The organism is Nocardia sp. Root136 (assembly GCF_001427185.1).
In the GTDB taxonomy this organism is placed as follows: Bacteria; Actinomycetota; Actinomycetes; order Mycobacteriales; family Mycobacteriaceae; genus Nocardia; species Nocardia salmonicida.
On record NZ_LMFE01000007.1, the window covers coordinates 226774 to 244990 of the forward strand.

General features: G+C 67.0%; 21 protein-coding genes. 4 read left to right on the top strand and 17 right to left on the bottom strand.

Annotation, left to right across the window (positions count from 1 at the left end; all coding sequences use genetic code 11):
• Positions 1-49 precede the first annotated feature (49 nt).
• The 7 genes from tsaD to ASD42_RS18260 form a co-directional block, all read right to left on the bottom strand.
• A complete protein-coding gene (gene tsaD / locus ASD42_RS18230; protein ID WP_056818216.1) occupies positions 50-1096 on the bottom strand; it encodes a tRNA (adenosine(37)-N6)-threonylcarbamoyltransferase complex transferase subunit TsaD in 1047 nt (348 codons plus the stop codon).
• Positions 1093-1587, bottom strand: a complete 495-nt coding sequence (gene rimI, locus ASD42_RS18235; RefSeq protein WP_056819219.1) for a ribosomal protein S18-alanine N-acetyltransferase — start codon at positions 1585-1587, stop codon at positions 1093-1095. Before rimI ends, tsaD begins: the two co-directional genes overlap by 4 nt.
• A 29-nt stretch (positions 1588-1616) precedes the next feature.
• Positions 1617-2309, bottom strand: coding sequence for a tRNA (adenosine(37)-N6)-threonylcarbamoyltransferase complex dimerization subunit type 1 TsaB (tsaB, locus tag ASD42_RS18240; protein ID WP_056818218.1), 693 nt, complete (start codon positions 2307-2309; stop codon positions 1617-1619).
• 65 nt (positions 2310-2374) lie between these two features.
• Positions 2375-2830, bottom strand: a complete 456-nt coding sequence (tsaE, locus tag ASD42_RS18245) for a tRNA (adenosine(37)-N6)-threonylcarbamoyltransferase complex ATPase subunit type 1 TsaE (protein WP_056818220.1) — start codon at positions 2828-2830, stop codon at positions 2375-2377.
• Positions 2823-3899, bottom strand: a complete 1077-nt coding sequence (locus ASD42_RS18250) for an alpha/beta fold hydrolase (protein ID WP_056818221.1) — start codon at positions 3897-3899, stop codon at positions 2823-2825. Before ASD42_RS18250 ends, tsaE begins: the two co-directional genes overlap by 8 nt.
• Positions 3896-5059: an alanine racemase gene (gene alr, locus ASD42_RS18255; RefSeq protein ID WP_056818223.1), complete on the bottom strand. Its 1164-nt coding sequence runs from the start codon at positions 5057-5059 to the stop codon at positions 3896-3898. The genes ASD42_RS18250 and alr overlap by 4 nt, the downstream gene beginning before the upstream one ends.
• A complete protein-coding gene (locus tag ASD42_RS18260; RefSeq protein ID WP_056819221.1) occupies positions 5056-6528 on the bottom strand; it encodes a bifunctional ADP-dependent NAD(P)H-hydrate dehydratase/NAD(P)H-hydrate epimerase in 1473 nt (490 codons plus the stop codon). The genes alr and ASD42_RS18260 overlap by 4 nt, the downstream gene beginning before the upstream one ends.
• A gap of 71 nt (positions 6529-6599) precedes the next feature.
• On the opposite strand from ASD42_RS18260, the gene ASD42_RS18265 reads away from it, so the two are divergent.
• Positions 6600-7025 carry a plastocyanin/azurin family copper-binding protein gene (locus ASD42_RS18265; RefSeq protein ID WP_082844301.1) on the top strand — a complete coding sequence of 142 codons (426 nt, stop codon included), beginning with the start codon at positions 6600-6602 and terminating at the stop codon, positions 7023-7025.
• A gap of 35 nt (positions 7026-7060) precedes the next feature.
• On the opposite strand, the gene glmS is transcribed toward ASD42_RS18265, so the two are convergent.
• Positions 7061-8941, bottom strand: a complete 1881-nt coding sequence (gene glmS / locus ASD42_RS18270) for a glutamine--fructose-6-phosphate transaminase (isomerizing) (protein ID WP_056818225.1) — start codon at positions 8939-8941, stop codon at positions 7061-7063.
• A gap of 36 nt (positions 8942-8977) precedes the next feature.
• Between glmS and ASD42_RS18275 the strand changes: the two genes are divergently transcribed.
• The gene (locus tag ASD42_RS18275; RefSeq protein ID WP_056818227.1) at positions 8978-9832 is read left to right on the top strand and encodes a dienelactone hydrolase family protein; all 855 of its coding nucleotides are present in this window, start codon (positions 8978-8980) and stop codon (positions 9830-9832) included.
• A gap of 61 nt (positions 9833-9893) precedes the next feature.
• Here the strand turns inward: ASD42_RS18275 and ASD42_RS18280 are convergent, their stop codons facing one another.
• The 5 genes from ASD42_RS18280 to ASD42_RS18300 all read right to left on the bottom strand — a co-directional run bounded on the left by ASD42_RS18280 (position 9894) and on the right by ASD42_RS18300 (position 12932).
• Entirely contained in the window at positions 9894-10235 is a 342-nt protein-coding gene (locus ASD42_RS18280) for a hypothetical protein (protein ID WP_056818229.1), read from the bottom strand.
• A gap of 25 nt (positions 10236-10260) precedes the next feature.
• Complete coding sequence (locus ASD42_RS34445) at positions 10261-11796, bottom strand: hypothetical protein (RefSeq protein WP_156677503.1); 1536 nt, start codon at positions 11794-11796, stop codon at positions 10261-10263.
• Positions 11797-11895: 99 nt separating this feature from the next.
• Positions 11896-12210 carry a type VII secretion target gene (locus tag ASD42_RS18290; protein WP_056819224.1) on the bottom strand — a complete coding sequence of 105 codons (315 nt, stop codon included), beginning with the start codon at positions 12208-12210 and terminating at the stop codon, positions 11896-11898.
• Positions 12211-12340: 130 nt separating this feature from the next.
• On the bottom strand, positions 12341-12649 hold the full coding sequence (locus ASD42_RS18295) for a DUF6802 family protein (RefSeq protein WP_056818233.1): 309 nt from the start codon (positions 12647-12649) through the stop codon (positions 12341-12343).
• A 91-nt stretch (positions 12650-12740) separates the two neighbouring features.
• Positions 12741-12932: a PspC domain-containing protein gene (locus ASD42_RS18300; RefSeq protein WP_056819227.1), complete on the bottom strand. Its 192-nt coding sequence runs from the start codon at positions 12930-12932 to the stop codon at positions 12741-12743.
• A gap of 198 nt (positions 12933-13130) precedes the next feature.
• On the opposite strand from ASD42_RS18300, the gene ASD42_RS18305 reads away from it, so the two are divergent.
• Positions 13131-14717 carry an ABC-F family ATP-binding cassette domain-containing protein gene (locus tag ASD42_RS18305; protein ID WP_442938658.1) on the top strand — a complete coding sequence of 529 codons (1587 nt, stop codon included), beginning with the start codon at positions 13131-13133 and terminating at the stop codon, positions 14715-14717.
• Between the two features lie 4 nt (positions 14718-14721).
• Positions 14722-15147, top strand: a complete 426-nt coding sequence (locus ASD42_RS18310; RefSeq protein ID WP_056818237.1) for a hypothetical protein — start codon at positions 14722-14724, stop codon at positions 15145-15147.
• Here ASD42_RS18310 and ASD42_RS18315 read toward each other — a convergent pair.
• The 4 genes from ASD42_RS18315 to rplM form a co-directional block, all read right to left on the bottom strand.
• Positions 15144-15497: a hypothetical protein gene (locus ASD42_RS18315; RefSeq protein ID WP_056818239.1), complete on the bottom strand. Its 354-nt coding sequence runs from the start codon at positions 15495-15497 to the stop codon at positions 15144-15146. The genes ASD42_RS18310 and ASD42_RS18315 overlap by 4 nt on opposite strands.
• Positions 15498-15628: 131 nt before the next feature.
• Positions 15629-16966: a phosphoglucosamine mutase gene (gene glmM, locus ASD42_RS18320; RefSeq protein WP_056818241.1), complete on the bottom strand. Its 1338-nt coding sequence runs from the start codon at positions 16964-16966 to the stop codon at positions 15629-15631.
• 144 nt (positions 16967-17110) lie between these two features.
• Positions 17111-17635, bottom strand: a complete 525-nt coding sequence (gene rpsI, locus ASD42_RS18325; protein ID WP_082844303.1) for a 30S ribosomal protein S9 — start codon at positions 17633-17635, stop codon at positions 17111-17113.
• Positions 17632-18075: a 50S ribosomal protein L13 gene (rplM, locus tag ASD42_RS18330; RefSeq protein WP_056819237.1), complete on the bottom strand. Its 444-nt coding sequence runs from the start codon at positions 18073-18075 to the stop codon at positions 17632-17634. Before rplM ends, rpsI begins: the two co-directional genes overlap by 4 nt.
• Positions 18076-18217 lie beyond the last annotated feature (142 nt).

Genomic DNA, 18217 nt, shown 5'->3' on the forward strand with positions numbered 1-18217 from the left:
GCCGAGGCGACGGTTCTCCATGGGGCCGTACGGGCGGCCAGGACGGACGCTAGCCGCGCAGGGCGCTCACCGAGACCGGCAGCCCCGGATCCGTGGCGACAGTCAGTTCAGCGGGCAGCGCACCCGCCGCGATCACATGGGCCCCCAGCGCCGCGATCATCACACCGTTGTCCGTACACAGCCGCGGCTTAGGCACGCGAAGCGTCAAACCCGCCGCAGCACAACGCTCTTCGGCGAGTGATCGAATGCGCGAGTTGGCGGTGGCGCCGCCCCCGAGCACGATCGTGTCGACACCGACGTCGTTCGCCGCGCGCACTGCCTTCATCGTCAGCACATCCGCCACCGCCTCCTGGAAGGACGCGGCGATATCGGGAATGGGCAGCTGGTCGGCAGTGATGCCCTGACGCTGCGCGGCCTCGACGTAGCGGGCCACCGCGGTCTTGAGGCCGGAGAAGGAGAAGTCGTAGCGCGCGTCACGGGGCCCGGTCATCCCGCGAGGGAAGGCGATCGCGCGTGCGTCGCCCGAGGCGGCGGCAGCGTCGAGGGCGGGCCCGCCGGGATAGCCGAGACCGAGCAGACGCGCGACCTTGTCGAACGCCTCCCCCGCGGCATCGTCGACCGTGCTGCCGAGCTCGGTGATCGGCTCACCCAGATCCGTGACCTGCAGCAGATGCGTGTGTCCGCCGGAGACGAGCAGCGCCACCGCGGGCGGCATCGGCCCGTGCTCGAGGGTATCGACCGCCACATGCCCACCGAGATGGTTGAGCGCGTAGAACGGCACATCCCATGCCGCCGCGTAGGCCTTGGCCGCGGCCACCCCCACCAGCAGCGCACCGGCCAGTCCTGGCCCGATGGTGACGGCGAGCGCGTCGGGCTTGCTGATTCCCGCGGTCGCCAGCGCACGACGCATCGCGGGCACGATCGCCTCGAGATGGGCGCGTGAGGCGATCTCGGGCACCACGCCACCGAAGCGCGCGTGCTGGTCGACGCTGGAGGCGACCTCATCGGCGAGCAGTTCGACGGAGCCGTCGGAATGACGGCGCACGATGCCGACTCCCGTTTCGTCGCACGAGCTCTCGATCCCCATGACGATCACGACAACACCTCGTCCTGCCGACCGCGCGCGGCCCACTCGTCGGCCGCGGCGGTCAGTTCCGGACGCCGCATCGTGTACGCGTCGGCACCGCTGGGGTGGTAGTAGTTCTTGCGCAGCCCGATGATGTGAAAACCGTGCTTGGCGTACATCGCGATGGCGGGCGCGTTGTCGGTGCGCACCTCGAGGAACACCGGCCCGCCACGTTCGGCCGCCGTGGCCAGCAGCGCTTCGAGCAGCAGCGTTCCGATGCCACCCCGATGACATTGCGGGTCGACACCGATCGTGTGCACCTCGGCCTCGGGATGGGCATCGTCACCGAGCAGCGCGATGCCCGCGTAGCCGACCATCATCCCGTCGGCATCGCGCGCGGTGATGTAGCGGTTGTGCCCACCCGCCAGCTCGGACCGGAACGACACCGCTTGCCACGGGTCGTCCTCGGGAAACAGCAGGTGCTCCAGTTCGACGCAGCGGTCGATATCGGGCAGCGTCATGGGAGCGATCAGGTAATCGGTCACGGCACTCACGCCCCGGTTCGGTCGAGGGTGCGGAAGCTGTTCTCCACCGCATCGGGCCTACGCAGATACAGCGGCACCAGCGCTTCCGGCACGTCTCCGGCCAGTAGCGCGGACGCGGCGACGGTGACCAGCCCGGCAGGCGACGGCGTCTCGCTGGGTAGCACCGGTAGATCGAAATAGTCGACGTGCGCGGCCGACCCGGCGACGGCGGAGGCATCACCCACCGGCACCTCGGCGGCCTTGTTCACCTCGGGACCGGCGACCCGCGCCCCGTTCAGATACTTGGCCCAGTACACCTCGCGCCTGCGCGCATCGGTGACCACCAGCAGTTCGCCGGGATCGCGCTTCTCACCGATGGTGTCGGCGGCGATCGCGTCGAGACTGCACACCCCGTGCACGGGTAGCCCTAGTGCGTCGCCGAAGGCGGCCGCGGTGGCCATCCCGACGCGTAGCCCGGTGAACGGTCCCGGTCCCAGCCCGACGACGACCGCGTCGAGCTCACCGCGGCTCACCCCCGCTTCGGCCAGGCATTCCAGGATCTGCGGGGTGAGGACCTCGGCGTGCGCGCGGGCGTCGACCTTCACGCGGGCAGCGAGCGTCGCCACGGCGGGCCGGGTGCCGGGTTCAACGGCAGGTGACAGGTGCACCAATCCCGCTGTAACGGCGGGTGTCGCGGTGTCGACTGCTAGTACGAGCATGATTGTCTCAACAATACCGGGTGGTATCGGCGCTCGGCGCGCACCGGTGCGCGCGTGATCGCGCGTTATTCGATCCATTCCCAGATCGCCGTGCGCACATCGGATTCCGGCTCCCGGGCGAGTTGGACTCGCAAGTGCCGGTCGGCGAGGTGTTCGACCACCCCCTTGCCCCATTCCACGACGACGACCGCGTGGTGCAGGTCGGTGTCGAGGTCGAGCGAGTCCAGTTCGTCGAGGTCACCGGCGAGCCGATAAGCGTCGACATGAACCATCGCCACCCCGGGCGTGCCGTCCGGGCGCACCCCGGCCTTGTGCGCTCGCGCGATGATGAACGTCGGCGAGCTGACCCGGCCCGCGACACCGAGTCCGGCGGCGATTCCTCTGGTCAGCGCGGTTTTACCGGCGCCGAGCGGGCCGTCGAGAACGACCAGGTCACCCGGGCGCAGGGTGGCCGCCAGTTCGCGGCCGAACGCTTCGGTGTCCTCGACCGTGTCGAGCACGCGCTGGTGCGGATCAGCCACCGACGGCCTCCTCGCCGCGGGTGTCGGTGATCCCCGCGCGCGCCAGCAGCCGATCGAGTGCGGCCAGACTCACCTCGGGGAACTGCATGTGCGGCATGTGCGCCGCCTCACGCACCCGGACCAGTTCGCTGCTCGGCAGTTCCGCCGCCAGTTCGCGGGAGTTGCGGAACGGGATCACCACGTCGTGCGCGCCGCCGAGAATCAGCACCGGCAGTTCGCCCAGGACCGGCAATGCGGCCGATTCGTCGTGTAGCTCAATCGCTTTCAGGAATTTCTCGATGGTGCCGACCGGGGTTCGGTCGATCATCATCGTGGTGAATCGCGACAGTGTCGGACTCACCGGGCCGTGGAACGAGCTGACGTGCAGGATCGGCGTCACCACGTGCTTGCTCGCACTGCGGCTGAACTGCACCAGCGTCGGCGCCGTTCGCACCGCCAGCCGGAAGCCGTCGACCGCGGGGTGCCGAATCAGTTGCGAGATCCCGGTCGCGGTCACCTCGGCCGCCGCGGTGCTCAGTAGCCCGACCGCCCGCACCCGGGTCGCGAACAGCTCCGGGAACTGCGCGGCCGCCGCGAGCACCGCCATTCCGCCGAGTGAATGACCGACCAGCACCACCGGTCCCTTCGGCGCGCACTCGCGGATGACGGTGGCGACGTCGTGACCGAGTTGGGCGACCGTGCAGCTGTCGGTACTCGGCGTACCGGAGCGTCCGTGTCCGCGCAGATCGAAGAAGACCATTCGCAGCCGCGATCCCCACTGCTGCGCGAGATCACGGCGCTGGAAGTGGAACGACTCCATGCTGTTGCAGAATCCGTGCACGAAAACGACCGTGAACTCGGCGGAATCGTCACCGAAGGTACGGGTGGCCAGCGACACACCGTCGTCGGCGAGCACCGACCCCGGCTCGTCCTCGTCGATCAGGGCGAAGTTCTCGTCGCGATACTCGTCCCGTTCGGCAGGCCACCGCACCCGGGCGCCGATCTGGCGCAAGGTGTGGGCGATGGCGAGCCCCGCGAGCAGCCCCGCGGTCGCCAACCCGCCGCGACGGATCACCGTGCGCCGGGTCATCGGCCCGTCCCCACGTAGCGGCGGACCACGCGACCACGCGGCGCGCAGACGACCTCGTAGTCGATGGTGTCCAGCGCCCGCGCCCAGTCGAGCGCGTGTGGCTGTCCCGCGCCGCCGCCGAACAGCACCGCGCGGTCACCCTCCCGCACTCCGCCCGCGTTGTCGCCTAGGTCAACCATGAACTGGTCCATGCACACCCGTCCGACATTACGGTGTCGCGCTCCGCCCAACCACACCTCGAAACGCCCACTCAGCGACCGGAATACGCCGTCGGCATACCCCGCGGGCACCAGCGCGATCGTCGTGTCGCGCGGCGCGATCCAGCGATGCCCGTACGACACGCCCTCCCCCGCCGCCACCTGTTTCACCAGCGCGACCTCCGCCTGAAAGGTCATCGCCGGCTTCAAACCGAATTGCCCGAGCTCCGGGATGGGCGAGAGCCCGTACACCGAGATGCCCGGCCGAACCATGTCGAAATGCAGATCGGGTCTGGTCAACGTGGCCGCCGAATTCGACAGATGCACGAGCTCGGGTTCGAGCCCGTGTTCCTTGGCCAGCGCGATCGCCTCGATGAACCGCTCCCGCTGCTGATCCATCATCGGATGCCCCGGCTCATCGGCATGCGCGAGGTGGGAGAAGATCGCCCGCAACCGCACCACCTGCCCGTCGACGAGCCCCCGCAGCGCCTGCAAGAGCTGCGGATACTCCGTCACCGACACCCCGTTGCGATTGAGCCCCGTATCGACCTTCACCGTCACCGTCGCGGTCTGACCCACCACCAGCGCGGCTCGCTCCACCGCGCGCAGCTGCGCCAGCGAGGACACCCCGATCTCGAGGTCCCCCGCGATGGCGCCCGCGTAATCAGCGTCAACGGTATTGAGCCAGCAGAGAACAGGGGCCGTGATTCCCGCCGCCCGTAATGCCAGCCCCTCGCCGACAGTGGTCACCCCGAGCTCCCGAGCCCCCGCCCCCAACGCGGCCCGAGCCACCTCGACTGCCCCATGGTTGTACCCGTCGGCTTTGACCACCACCATCACAGCGGCCCCCTGCGCGTACTCCCGCAACACCCGCACGTTATGAGCAATGGCATCCAAGTCGACGACCGTCTCCACTTGCGCATTCACACCCCCGATCGTGCCAGGACCCACCGAATACCTCATACCTGGGCCATACCCCCGCCACGCTCCGGAGAACCACCACCGATCTCCCGCAACACCCGCACAGCTCCCCGGACATGCCCGAGCAAAGGCATCGCGGAGATGGGCGCCCCTGCCTCCTGGCCGCCATAAGCAGCCAAATTGGCGGCCAACGCATGAACCCGAGCCCCCGCGGCAGCAGCCCACCCCGCCTCACGCCCTGCGGCGAGCAACGCCCCGATAATCCCCGACAGCACATCCCCCGACCCCGGCGTAGCGGCCCAATCCCCGCCCGCGTCATTGACCAGCGTCGCTTCCCCAGGCGAAGCGATGATCGTCGCCCGCCCCTTGAGCAACACCGTCACACCCCAGTCCTCGGCCAGCCCCCGCACCGCGCCCATGCGATCACCCCCCACCGCAGCCCCGGTCAACCGAGCGAATTCGCCCGCATGCGGCGTGAGCACTGTGGGAGCCGAACGCCCCCGAACCAGCCCCGGCTCCTCGGAGAGAATCGTCAACCCATCCGCATCCACCAGCACCGGCAGATCAGAACCCAGCACCTCAGCCAACCGATCCCGAGCCGCCGAATCGGTACCACCACCTGGCCCGACCACCCAGGCCTGCACCCGCCCCGCCGCCGAGATCGACGAGCTGGCAACAACTTCGGGGAACTTCTCCAATACCTCGGCATCGGACCCCACATACCGAACCATCCCTGACGTAGCCGCCACCGCCGCCCCCGTACACAACACCCCCGCCCCCGGATACTTCGCACTCCCCGCACAGACCCCCGTCACCCCTTGACTGTATTTGTCATCAGCAGGCCCTGGCACCGGCCAACCGGCCCCCACCGCCGCCGGATCGAGCTGCACCAACCCAGCCTCTGGAAGCCGCAATCCGATCGGCACCAACACAATTCGCCCACAGCGCGGCACCGCCAACGCATGCACCGGCTTATAGGCGCCGAACGCAACCGTCACATCCGCCGTCACCGCGGGCCCGTCCACTGCGCCCGTCTCAGGATCGACCCCACTGGGCAGATCGACCGAGATGATCGGAACATCGATCGCCGCAACCACTTCCGCTGCATCCGGCCGCAACGGGCCTCGTCCGGAGATCCCCACGATCCCATCGATCACCAGATCAACTGAATCGAGCCGGTCGACCACCCGTCCCCCGGCCGCCCGCAGGGCTGTGAGCCCTTCTTTATGCGCCCGTTCAGGATTCAACAGAACGGCTGATACCCGAACACCCCGCCGCCGCAGAAAGACCCCTGCCCACAACGCATCCCCGCCGTTGTCTCCTGACCCGACGAGCAACCCCACTGACCGCCCGACCACTCCCCCGGTCCGCGACCGCAATTCGTCGACGACCATCCCTGCCAGCCCGAAGGCCGCCCGGCGCATCGGCGCACCCGCGGGCACCCGCGTGAACAGCTCGGCTTCCGCGGCCCGAACCTCGTCGACGGTGTAGTAGCCACGCCGATCCGACATAGTCGCCTCCCAGCTGCCCGAAACGGGCCGCCGACCGGCCCAGGATCGCTCGCAGACTACGCTCCACACCCATGTCGATGGTTCGTCACCGCGCCGCATCCGCCCGGTTTGTCGCCGGATTCGTCGTGGCCGCCGCCCTGTTGTCCGCCGGCTGTTCCGGCGACTCCGGAAACGCCGCCACCACCACAACCCGCAAACCCCGCCCGGTCACCACCACGACCAGCACCCAACAACACCCACCCACCAACCTCACGGTCGAGGTCGGCGGCATGAGTTACGCCCCCGCCGACGCCACCATCAAGGTCGGCGAGACGGTCACCTGGAAGTTCTCCGACAAGGTCCCCCACAACGTGCAGGGCATCGGCGACAAGGCGATGGGCCTCAACAGCCCCATCATCGACAAGGGCGAATGGTCCTACACCTTCACCCAACCAGGCACCTACCGCTACCTGTGCACCCTGCACCCGGACATGCGCGGCTCCATCACGGTCAAGTGAGCCTGCCGGCCTCGCGATGAGGCCGGCCCGAGGCCCTATTCGACAGTGACCGACTTGGCCAGGTTGCGGGGCTTGTCCACGTCGTAGCCCAGCGTCTGCGCCACCTCGGCGGCGAAGATCTGCAAGGGCACCGTGGACAGCAACGGCTGGTACAGCGTCGGCGCCGCCGGGATCTCGATCAGGTCGTCGGCGAACGGGCGCACCGTGTCGTCGCCCTCTTCGGCGATCACGATCGTGCGGGCCCCGCGCGCCTGGATCTCGCGAATGTTGCTGAGCAGCTTGGAATGCAGCACCGCGCGCCCCTTCGGCGACGGCATCACCACGATCACCGGCAGACCTTCTTCGATCAGCGCGATCGGTCCGTGCTTGAGCTCGCCCGCGGCGAACCCCTCGGCGTGCATGTAGGCCAGTTCCTTGAGCTTGAGCGCACCCTCCAGCGCCACCGGGTAGCCCACATGGCGACCGAGGAACAGCACCGTCGGCACATGCGCCAGCTCGCGCGCGATGGCCCGCACCTGCGGCGCGGTTTCGAGCACGCGCGAGATCAGCTTCGGCATCGACTCGAGCTCGGCGAACTCGCGAGCCACCTCGTCGGGGTACTTGGTTCCGCGCGCCTGGGCCAGCGCCAGACCCACCAGGTAATTGGCGGCGACCTGCGCCAGGAACGCCTTGGTCGACGCGACGCCGATCTCGGGCCCGGTCCGCGTGTAGATCACCGCGTCGGATTCGCGCGGAATCTGCGCCCCGTTGGTGTTGCAGATGGCCAGCACGCGCGCCTTCTGCTCCTTGGCGTGGCGCACCGCCTCGAGGGTGTCCGCGGTTTCACCGGACTGCGAAATCGCCACCACCAGCGTCGACCGGTCCAGAACCGGGTCGCGGTAGCGGAATTCGCTGGCGAGCTCCACCTCCACCGGCACCCGGGTCCAGTGCTCGATCGCGTACTTGGCGAGCAACCCCGCGTGATACGAACTGCCACAGGCGACGACGAACACCTTGTCGAACTCGCGCAGCTCCTGGTCGGCGAGGCGCTGTTCGTCGAGAACGATCCGGCCGCCCTTCTCGTCGACGACGAAATGCCCCAACAGGGTGTCGGCGACGGCGGTGGGCTGCTCCTCGATCTCCTTGAGCATGAAGTAGTCGTGGCCACCCTTCTCGGCGGCGGCGAGGTCCCAGTCGATGGTGAACGGTCGGCTGACCACCCCGTCGGTGTTGCCCGCGAAGTCAGTGACTTCGTAGCCGTCCTTGGTGATCACCACGGCCTGGTTCTGCCCGAGCTCGACCGCCTCGCGGGTGTGCTCGATGAACGCGGTGACGTCGGAGGCGATGAACATCTCGCCCTCACCGACCCCGACGACCAGCGGCGTCGACCGGCGGGCCGCGACGATCGTGCCGGGGTGATCGGCATGGGTGAACACCAGCGTGAACGCGCCCTCGAGGCGCTGCAGCACGGCGTGCACACTCGCGGTGAAGTCACCGGCGGTCGGGCCTTCGGCGTAGGCGCGCGACACCAGATGCACCGTTACCTCGGTATCGGTGTCGCTGAGCAGCTCCGCGCCCGTTTCCTCCAGCTCGCGGCGCAGCGGCGCGAAGTTCTCGATGATGCCGTTGTGGACCACGGCGAGCTTGCCGGAGACGTCGCGGTGCGGGTGCGCGTTGCGGTCGGTGGGCGCGCCGTGGGTGGCCCAGCGGGTGTGTCCCATACCGGTCGACCCGGCGAAACGCTCGGTCCCCGCCTCGCCCAGTTCGGCTTCCAGATTGGCCAGCCGCCCGGCCTTACGTTCGACCGCGAGAGCGCCGTTTCCGTCGAGGATCGCGACCCCCGCCGAGTCGTATCCGCGATACTCCATGCGTCGCAACGCGTCGACGACAACGCCGAGCGCATCCCGGTATCCGACGTAGCCCACGATTCCGCACATGGTCCCCCACCCTACTGATCGGATACTCTTCTCGCCGTGTCGGTGTCTGCAAAATCGCTCCTGAGCACCCTGTCCGTGCGCGGCCCTCACCGGGTGCTGCGCGGGAACCTAGGGATCGCAGGTCAGCCGGGTGTGGTGTACACACCCGAGTCCGGACTGAACCTGCCCGCTGTCGCGTTCGCGCACGGCTGGCTGACCAGCGCCGAGAACTACAAGAGCCTGCTCGAGCACATCGCATCGTGGGGTTTCGTGGTCGCCGCGCCCGACACCGAGCGCGGCCCGATCCCGTCACACCTCGACCTCGGCACCGACTTGCTCACCACGCTCGACATCGTCACCAAGGTCCGCCTCGGTGACGGCACCATCAGCGTCCACCCCGACCGCCTCGCCCTCGCCGGTCACGGCATGGGAGCCGGTGCCGCCGTGATCGCCGCAGCTCAACGCCGGGTAGCCACCGTAGTGGCCCTCTTTCCCGCCCCCACCTCCCCCGTCGCGGAGAACATCGCCCCCGAAATCGACACGCCCGGCCTGATCCTGACCGGCGACGACCTCGACTCGGTCAGCTCCAACGCCCGTGCCCTGGCCGCCGCCTGGTCCGGCACGTCGATCCTGCGCACCATCAACGGCGCCTCCCACAACGGCATCATCGAAGGCCGCCGCCTCTTCGCCGCCCTCGGCGCGGGCCGCTACGAACACAAAACCGACAAAACCACCCGAGCCCTGGTCACCGGCTACCTCCTCGCCACAGTCCTCGCCGACAAGAAGTACGCGGCCTTCGCCGACCCGGAAGCCGAGCTCCCCCACACGAAGGTGGTCGACCCGCACGCCGAGGTCGAAGTCGAGGCGCCGAAGTTGTCCATCGGCACGGTCGCCAAGCTCATCCGCGGCTAAAGCCTCCGGGCCGCATCCGCCCGGCGCGATCACCGCCCGTATTCGGCGTCGCGCTGACGATTCAGACCAGCCAACTCTTGCGCTGGTAGTACTCGGCTTCGGGATCGTCGTCGTCCAGTGGCGCAGCGCGGTCATTGGCGCGCCGAGCCGCGATAGATCGCGCGATGGCTTCGCGTTGCTCTCTGGCCGCGGCGTCCTGGCGCTCGCGTTCCTCCGCTTCGAGCCGTTCCCGCTCTTCGGCTTCGGCCGCTTCGCGCTCCCTGACCGCTTGAATCTCGGCGAGTATCTCGTGACCGTTGTTGTGCACGGCGAGGCTGTTGCGCATCTGGTCGTACTCGTCGTCCAGAATCTGCACCCGGCGAAGGAACTCGTAGGCGCCTTCGTCGATCCGCGATCGACTCATGACGAAACCCCCTCAATTCGTTGATTCACAGCGGTCCCGCCTCGGCCAGGACCGCACCGGAGTCACCCGGATCGGGCTGCTGGCTCACCGGATACTCTTCCGCCCAATGTTCGCCGTCGGGCTCGTTGTCCGCACTCGGCGTCGAGCCTGCCCCCGGCATGTTCTCTGCGGCATAGCCTTTGGCGTTGAGAGAACCGGTCGGGTTCGGTGTCGCACCCGAGGACGTCCCCTCATCAGTGTCTTCGAGACCGGTCGGCCCCTGGCCCGTGCCGGTCTCCGGTGTGCCCGAACCGATTTCGCCGCTGGTCTGGTCGTCGCTGATCACCGGGATGCCGTTCGCATCGAGCGTCATGCCGTATTCGTGTGAGTTTCCGGCAGCGTCGGTGGTACTCACCGTGAGTTGGCCGTTCGCATCGGTTCCCACACTGACTTGGGTGCCGTTCAGATCGAATGTCGCACCACCGGACATCAAGCTGCTCAACTGGCTCGAAATCGACGCGAAACCCTCTTGAACCGAGGTACTGAGCGAAGTCAGCCCGGAACTGATTGTCTCCGCCGTGGTGGTGACGAGTGATTCGAGTTCACTGACCGATGACACGAGCGACGTGAGACCGGTCATCACTTCGCTGACCGTATCGGTGATCTCGCTGATCGTATCGGTGATGTCGTCGTCATCGTCATCGTCGTCCTTGGTGGTCGACGGGTCCTCGGTGGTCGCCGGTTTGGTCGACGTGTCCTCTGTCGTCGACGGTGTGCCACCGGTCGACGTGTCACCCTTCGACGTATCTTTCGTTTGGGGCTGCTCCGTCGTCACAGGTGTCTGCGGCTTGCTGGAATCCTGCGGCATCGGGTATGCGCCGGTATCCAGTCCATTCAAGGCTTCGACAAGAACGCCGTAAATTCGACGGACCTCGGTATCGACTTCCTTACAGAGCTGAATGAATTTATCGTATGTCGCGTGGACATGAGGTATGAAGATATCAATCAACCACTGCTTAGCCTTCTTGCTTGCATCAGAAGAAGTATCTAGGTCATACGTCACCTCTTGGATGTACGCATCGATCGCAGTGCGACTCATCCCGCTGCTGTTCTGCTGCGGGATGTCAGGCGTATTTGGGGACCAGAAGCTTTGGACTGTAACCGCTTTGTGCCGCACAGCAGTGCGCAGCGCAGTCGAAACATAGCTGAGCTCCAGCGATATTGTCGCGGCTTCGATGCGATCTTGTTCGGCACGGACAATCTGCGCATTCAGCATGTTGGATGCGGAGTCGCCTGCCTGGCCCTGCCATATTGACGGCAACGCCGAGAGTTGCCGCCGCTGTTCGTCGATCTCGCCTGGCAGTTTAGCCATTACCTTGGATAGAGCGGTAGACATCCGGTCGATTGCCGCGATATCCATACCACGTTCAGTATCGTATTTGGCATAGATCGCGTCGAAACTTCCGTTCGTACCCGCCAGCAGTTCGGATCTACCCGGAACTTTCGTAACTGCCAGCGCTTTTCCATAGCGAGGTAGGTATTCAACGAAATACTGCAAACCTTCCGCTCCTAGGTCGAGCATCTCGTCTGCGCTACCCCCGGTCGGAATACTCGGCCAGCTCGGAGAGTCAGCCATGAACAACCCCGGACACGACCGAATATGTGGACACCAGCGTGCGCATCAAAGGTTCACCCCAGCAGCAGTTATCTTCTTGACGTTGGCATCATCGACCGTTGCGTAAGTATCGGCACTGGTACCGAACTGAACGCCCGTCTTGTCGATCGCGGTCTGCCAGTTCTTCAACCAGGTCTCGACCTTGCCGATCACGCCCCCGACCTTCGTCCCCTCCGCGCCGTAGTCGCGACCGGCTTGCGCGGCGGTGAAGGACCAGCCCTTGACATCGGCAGAGCATGTGCCGATGTCCGCCGCCGATGCCTTCAAGTTCGAGGCAGCCTTACGCAGAGCCGTCGGATCGACCGTAACCGAATTGCCCACTTCCCCCTCCTTCTGGTCAAGCGCCGGCAGGCGCACTACTCCCTTAGACGCGCCACGACCCGGATCGGTTCCACGATCACACGACGAATGCCGCTGTGCTCGGATTCGACCACAGCGACACCCTCGTGCGCTACTTCTCCAGATTCCCCTGATCCGTCTTCCGCCACTCCGACGTCCCGTCGGGATGACGGTGGTACTCCCAGGCGGCGTAGTCGCCGTCCTCCTCGACGACGGTGACGTGGTCGGCCAGGCCGTCGTGGTCGTAGTCGGACCAGATGCTGGTCGAGTCCGCGTCGCCGGTGGAGAGGGAGTCGACGACGCCGTCGTGGTCGAGGTCGAGGGATGGGTTGTTCAGTTCTACGGGGCCGAGGCCGCCCAGGGACGAGTGGGCGTCGATGTCGGGTAGGCCGAGGCCGGGGAACTCACCCGAGGTGACCATGACTGCTCCTCCAACGGGAAACTCGCGGATGACGACGTGGCGGGGTTGCCACCATCTTGTCATCCGCGAGCGGGTGCCGGGAGGTTCGGGGCTACTTGTTCGGGATGAGGATCCACATCGCCAGGTAGATCAGGAACTGCGGGCCGGGCAGCAGGCAGGACACGACGAAGACCAGGCGGACGACGTTGGGGTTCCAGCCGTAGCGTTCGGCGAGGCCACCGCAGACGCCTGCGATCCACTTGTTGCTGGTCGAACGGGTGATGCGGCGGGCGGGGGCGGTCATGATGTTGCCTTCCTGTGGAGCGGTGATATCTCCACTGTGCCTATCGAACACCCCCACCCGCATCGGTCCACAGACCTATCCGCACCCTGATTTCGACAGGCCCCGACCTCAGGGTCAGACCCCGAGACGGGCACAATTGTCGAGGTGAGCACGACATTGCACGCCAGCGGCCTGTCCGCGGGGCACGCCGAACGGACCCTGTTCGCCGACCTCGATTTCACTCTCGCCCCCGGCGATGTGATCGGGCTGGTCGGGGTGAACGGCGCGGGCAAGTCGACGCTGCTGCGGATGCTGGCCGAGCGCGAGCCGGGCGAGGGCACCATCGCGTTGAGCCCGCCCGATGCGACCGTCGGCTACCTGACACAGGAACCGGAGCGCATCGAAGGCGAGACGGTGCTCGAATTCCTCTCGCGCCGAACCGGAGTCGCGCACGCCCAGCAGGTGATGGACGCGGCGGCCGAACGTCTCGGCGACGGCGGCGACGACGATTACTCACCCGCGTTGGAACATTGGCTGGCATTGGGCGGTGCGGATCTCGATCAGCGCGCCGAAGAGGTCGCCGCGGATCTGGGGCTGACCAACGGATTGGCCAGTGGCCTCGACACTCCGATGACGGGCCTGTCCGGCGGCCAGGCGGCCCGCGCGGGGCTGGCCTCGGTGTTGTTGTCGCGCTTCGACATTCTGCTGCTCGACGAGCCGACCAACGACCTCGATCTCGACGGCCTCGACCGGCTGGAACGGTTCGTCACCGGCGTGCGGGTACCGCTCATGGTGATCAGCCACGATCGAGAGTTCCTGGCGCGCACCGTCAACAGCGTCCTCGAACTCGACCTGGCTCAGCAGCAAACAGGCTTCTACGACGGCGGCTACGACGCTTACCTCGCCGAACGCGAGATAGCCCGCAAACACGCCCGCGAGGCCTACGACGAATTCGCCGACACCAAAGCAGGTTTGGAGTCACGCGCGCAGATGCAGCGCAATTGGCTCGAGCACGGCGTGCGCAATGCCCGCCGCAAGGGCAAGAACGACTCCGACAAGATGGGCCGCAAAACCCGCGCGGAATCCACCGAGAAGCAGGCCGCCAAGGCCCGCCAGACCCAGCGCCGCATCGAGCGCCTCGACGTGGTCGACGAACCGCGCAAGGAATGGGAACTGCGGATGGAGATCGCGACCGCGCCCCGCAGCGGCGCGGTGGTCGCGACGGCCAACAACGCCACCCTCGCGCGCGGTGAGTTCACCCTCGGCCCGATCACCACGCAGATCGACTGGGCCGACCGGATCGTGCTCACCGGCGCCAACGGCTCGGGCAAGTCGACCCTGCTCGGTCTCCTGCTCGGCAAGATCGCACCCGATTCCGGTTCGGCCGCACTGGGTTCCGGGGTCGAGATCGGTGAGGTCGACCAGGCCCGTGGGCTGTTCCGTGGTGGCGACGCGCTGGCCGACACCTTCGCCGCGGCGATGCCCGACTGGCCCGACGCCGAAGTCCGCACGCTGCTGGCCAAGTTCGGCCTGCGCGGGCCGCATGTGACCCGCGCCTGCGACACCCTGTCCCCCGGCGAACGCACCCGCGCGGCGCTGGCCCTGCTCCAGGCACGCGGGGTGAACCTGCTCGTCCTCGACGAGCCGACCAACCATCTCGATCTGCCCGCCATCGAACAGCTCGAGCAGGCGGTCGACTCCTTCTCCGGCACGTTGATTCTGGTGACGCATGATCGCCGGATGCTGGATTCTGTTCGTGCGACCCGTCGTTGGCATATGTCCGGTGGGCTACTCACCGAGGAATAGGCACATGGACTACGCACCAGGCATCGATACCCGCATCACGCTGCTCGTCACCGGAGTGATCTTCCTGAGCGCCCTGTTGCTCGGGATCTGGAAATACCACGGCATCCGCGTCGCGGGCGCGGCACACGTCTATGTCGACATCGCCCATCGCGCCGCGCTGATGTACTCCTTCGCGGGGATCCTGCTCGCGGTGTTCACCGAGCTCAGCGCCTGGCCGACGATCGTCAACCTGACCGCGGACCTGGTCGTGCTCGCGTTCTTCGTCGGCGCGATCGCCAGCTACGCCCTGCACGGGCTGCGCCGTGACACCACCAACCAGTTCGACGGGCGGATCCCCACCGAACTACGGCTGTCGATGTACGGGCTGATTGTGGGCGAGATCGGCGGCTTCCTGGTGCTGTTCAGTGGGTTCGTCGTGGGGCAGTTCTAGAACGACCGCACCACAGCCGGTGCGGCGGCGCCGAACAGGTCGATTTCGGAACCGAGCTTGGCCCCGATCAGCCCCACACCGCAGGTGACACCGAGCACGGCGACCACCGCGATGAACGATCGCGAACGTGGCACCCGTGACGCCGCGAACGGGCGCGTACTCGCGGCCTGCTCATACTCGAACTGCCCGTAACCCTCGTCGCGGATCGGGGCCGTAGGCGAATAGCCTTGCGGCACTTCGCGGCATCCCGGTCGCCCACAGGCCCCACCACAGCGGTGCGGCTGATCGGCTTCGCCGTACTCGTACGGGTACTGGTCTTGATAGTTGCGGGCAGGCAGCGGCGGAACCATCTCGGCCCCCTTCGAATCGTGCTGCGCGCCAAAACAACCGCCTGCGCCGAGCAGCACACACGCGCCACGGGCACACAGGTCCTTACGGCGAATCTCGATACTAGTTGCCGCGCACCGGACCCGCCAGGCGACTAGACGGCGGCGACCCGTTTCGCCAGGTCATCGGCCAGCTGACGCGCCTGTGCCGGATCGGTGGCCTCCACCATCACCCGCACCAACTGCTCGGTCCCGCTGGGTCGCAACAGGATCCGGCCGGTTTCCCCGAGGATCCGCTCCGCCTCGGCGACGGCCTCCCGCACCTCGGGAGCAGCCGCGACGGCGGCCTTGTCGGACACCGCGACGTTCACCAGCACCTGCGGCACCGTGGTCATCACCGAGGCCAGCGAGGCCAACGTGGCCTTGGTCTGCGCCATCCGCGCCATCAACCGCAGGCCGGTGAGCACCCCGTCACCGGTGGTGCCGAACCGCGGGAACACCACATGGCCGGACTGTTCCCCACCCAGGCTGAACCCACCGCGCCGCAGTTCCTCCAGCACGTACCGGTCGCCGACGGCGGCGGTGATCACGGTGATCTCGGCGGCGCGCATCGCGATATGCAGACCGAGGTTGCTCATCACGGTCGCGACCAGCGTGTTGTCGACCAGCTCGCCCGCGTCGCGCATCGCCAGCGCGAGCACGGCCATGATCGCGTCACCGTCGACGGTCTCGCCCGCCGCATCCACCGCGAGGCAACGATCGGCGTCGCCGTCGAGCGCGATGCCGAGGTCGGCGCCGTTTTTCAGGACCGCGGCCCGCACATTGTCCAGATGCGTCGAGCCGCAACCATCATTGATATTGAGCCCGTTGGGTTCGGCGTTGATCGCGATCACCGTCGCGCCCGCCTCCCGGTACACCTGCGGGGCCACCTCGGCGGCCGCACCGTGCGCGCAGTCGACAACGACGGTGAGCCCGGACAGATCCTGCCCGGTGGATTCGAGCAGATGCTCGACATAGCGTTCGTGTGTGCCCTCGACGGAGTAGTCGCCGCGTACCCGGCCGATACCCGCGCCGGTCGGGCGCACGGTGACGCCTTCGGCGATCAGGGCTTCGATCCGCGCCTCGATGACGTCGTCGAGCTTGTGCCCACCCGCCGCGAAGATCTTGATGCCGTTGTCGGGCATGGGATTGTGCGAGGCGGAGATCATCACGCCGAAGCACGCGTCGTACAGGCCGGTCAGATAGGCCACGGCCGGGGTGGGCAGCACGCCCACCGAGAGGACGTCGACGCCGACGGAGGTCAGGCCTGCGGTCACCGCGGCCTCGAGCATCTCGCCGCTGGCGCGGGGGTCGCGACCGAGCACCGCGACCGGACGCTTCTTGCCGCGCGAGAGCACCTGTGCTGCCGCGGCGGCGACGCGCATCGCCAGTTCCGGGGTCAGCGACTCGTTGGCGAGCCCACGAACACCGTCTGTGCCGAACAGCCGTCCCATAAAACCCTCTACCTGTAGTTAGTCCCCGAATACAGCACGAGAGCAGGCGACCAGCCGTGCTGGAAGCCTGCTCTCGCACACGTGCTCCGCCGACCGTACCGTCTCAACCAAAGTAAGCGAAGACGGCGGTCGACAGTGCGTAAATCAGCGCTTCGAGTACTGAGGCGCCTTACGGGCCTTCTTCAGGCCGTACTTCTTACGCTCGGTGGCACGCGGGTCACGCGTCAGGAAGCCGGCACGCTTGAGGGCGGGACGGTCGTCCGGGGTGACCACGATCAGCGCGCGGGCGATAGCCAGACGCAGGGCGCCTGCCTGACCCGACGGGCCGCCACCGACCAGGCGAGCGAAGATGTCGAAGTTCTCGACACGCTCGACCAGAACCAGCGGGGACTTCACGAGCTGCTGGTGCACCTTGTTCGGGAAGTAATCCTCGATGGTGCGGCCGTTGAGCTCGAAGTTGCCCGAACCGGGCACCATGCGAACGCGAACAACGGCTTCCTTACGACGGCCGACGGTCTGCACCGGGCGGTCGAGGCCGAGCGGCTCGAAAGCCAGCTCTTCTTCGACGTATTCGCCTTCAGCGTAGCCTTCGCCGTCTTCGACGATCTCGACTACGACCTCATCGGTGGCGTCGAACTCTTCGGCTGCGAACTCTTCAGGAGCGGTCACTGGGCCACCTGCTTGATCTCGAACGGAACCGGCTGCTGCGCGGCGTGGGGGTGGTTCGGGCCTGCGTAGACCTTCAGCTTGCCCGCGATCGCGTTACCCAGCTTGTTCTTCGGGATCATGCCCTTGACGGCCTTCTCCACGAGACGATCGGGACGGGTCGCCAACACCTCGCCGACAGTGCGCGACTTGAGGCCGCCCGGGTGTCCGCTGTGGTGGTGGATGAGCTTGTCGTTCTTCTTGTTGCCGGAGATGGCAACCTTTTCCGCGTTGATGATGATGACGAAGTCGCCACCATCGACGTGGGGTGCGTAGGTCGGCTTGCCCTTGCCGCGCAGCAGGCCAGCGGCCTGCACGGCGAGACGGCCGAGGACTACGTCAGTGGCATCGATGACGTACCACTTGCGGGTGGTGTCACCTGCCTTGGGGCTGTACGTAGGCACAGTGGATCCCTGTCTGTCGTCGGTGTTGCCGGCCCTGTTGTGTGGATCGGGTTGCCCTGGCGGCCGGTGGAGACCCAGGACATCGAGGAGACGCCGACCCGCGAACGGTTCGACGTTCCACACGCCAACCGGCAACGATACC

Coding starts and splice junctions, on each gene's coding strand:
- tsaB (WP_056818218.1), bottom strand. CDS start 2,309: ATGCTCGTACTAGCAGTCGACACCGCGACACCCGCCGTTACAGCGGGA.
- ASD42_RS18315 (WP_056818239.1), bottom strand. CDS start 15,497: ATGGTTCCGCCGCTGCCTGCCCGCAACTATCAAGACCAGTACCCGTAC.
- ASD42_RS34445 (WP_156677503.1), bottom strand. CDS start 11,796: ATGCTCGACCTAGGAGCGGAAGGTTTGCAGTATTTCGTTGAATACCTA.
- rimI (WP_056819219.1), bottom strand. CDS start 1,587: ATGACGCTGCCCGATATCGACCGCTGCGTCGAACTGGAGCACCTGCTG.
- ASD42_RS18250 (WP_056818221.1), bottom strand. CDS start 3,899: ATGACCCGGCGCACGGTGATCCGTCGCGGCGGGTTGGCGACCGCGGGG.
- glmM (WP_056818241.1), bottom strand. CDS start 16,966: ATGGGACGGCTGTTCGGCACAGACGGTGTTCGTGGGCTCGCCAACGAG.
- ASD42_RS18265 (WP_082844301.1), top strand. CDS start 6,600: ATGTCGATGGTTCGTCACCGCGCCGCATCCGCCCGGTTTGTCGCCGGA.
- ASD42_RS18310 (WP_056818237.1), top strand. CDS start 14,722: ATGGACTACGCACCAGGCATCGATACCCGCATCACGCTGCTCGTCACC.
- alr (WP_056818223.1), bottom strand. CDS start 5,059: ATGAGGTATTCGGTGGGTCCTGGCACGATCGGGGGTGTGAATGCGCAA.
- glmS (WP_056818225.1), bottom strand. CDS start 8,941: ATGTGCGGAATCGTGGGCTACGTCGGATACCGGGATGCGCTCGGCGTT.
- ASD42_RS18280 (WP_056818229.1), bottom strand. CDS start 10,235: ATGAGTCGATCGCGGATCGACGAAGGCGCCTACGAGTTCCTTCGCCGG.
- ASD42_RS18260 (WP_056819221.1), bottom strand. CDS start 6,528: ATGTCGGATCGGCGTGGCTACTACACCGTCGACGAGGTTCGGGCCGCG.
- ASD42_RS18295 (WP_056818233.1), bottom strand. CDS start 12,649: ATGGTCACCTCGGGTGAGTTCCCCGGCCTCGGCCTACCCGACATCGAC.
- ASD42_RS18300 (WP_056819227.1), bottom strand. CDS start 12,932: ATGACCGCCCCCGCCCGCCGCATCACCCGTTCGACCAGCAACAAGTGG.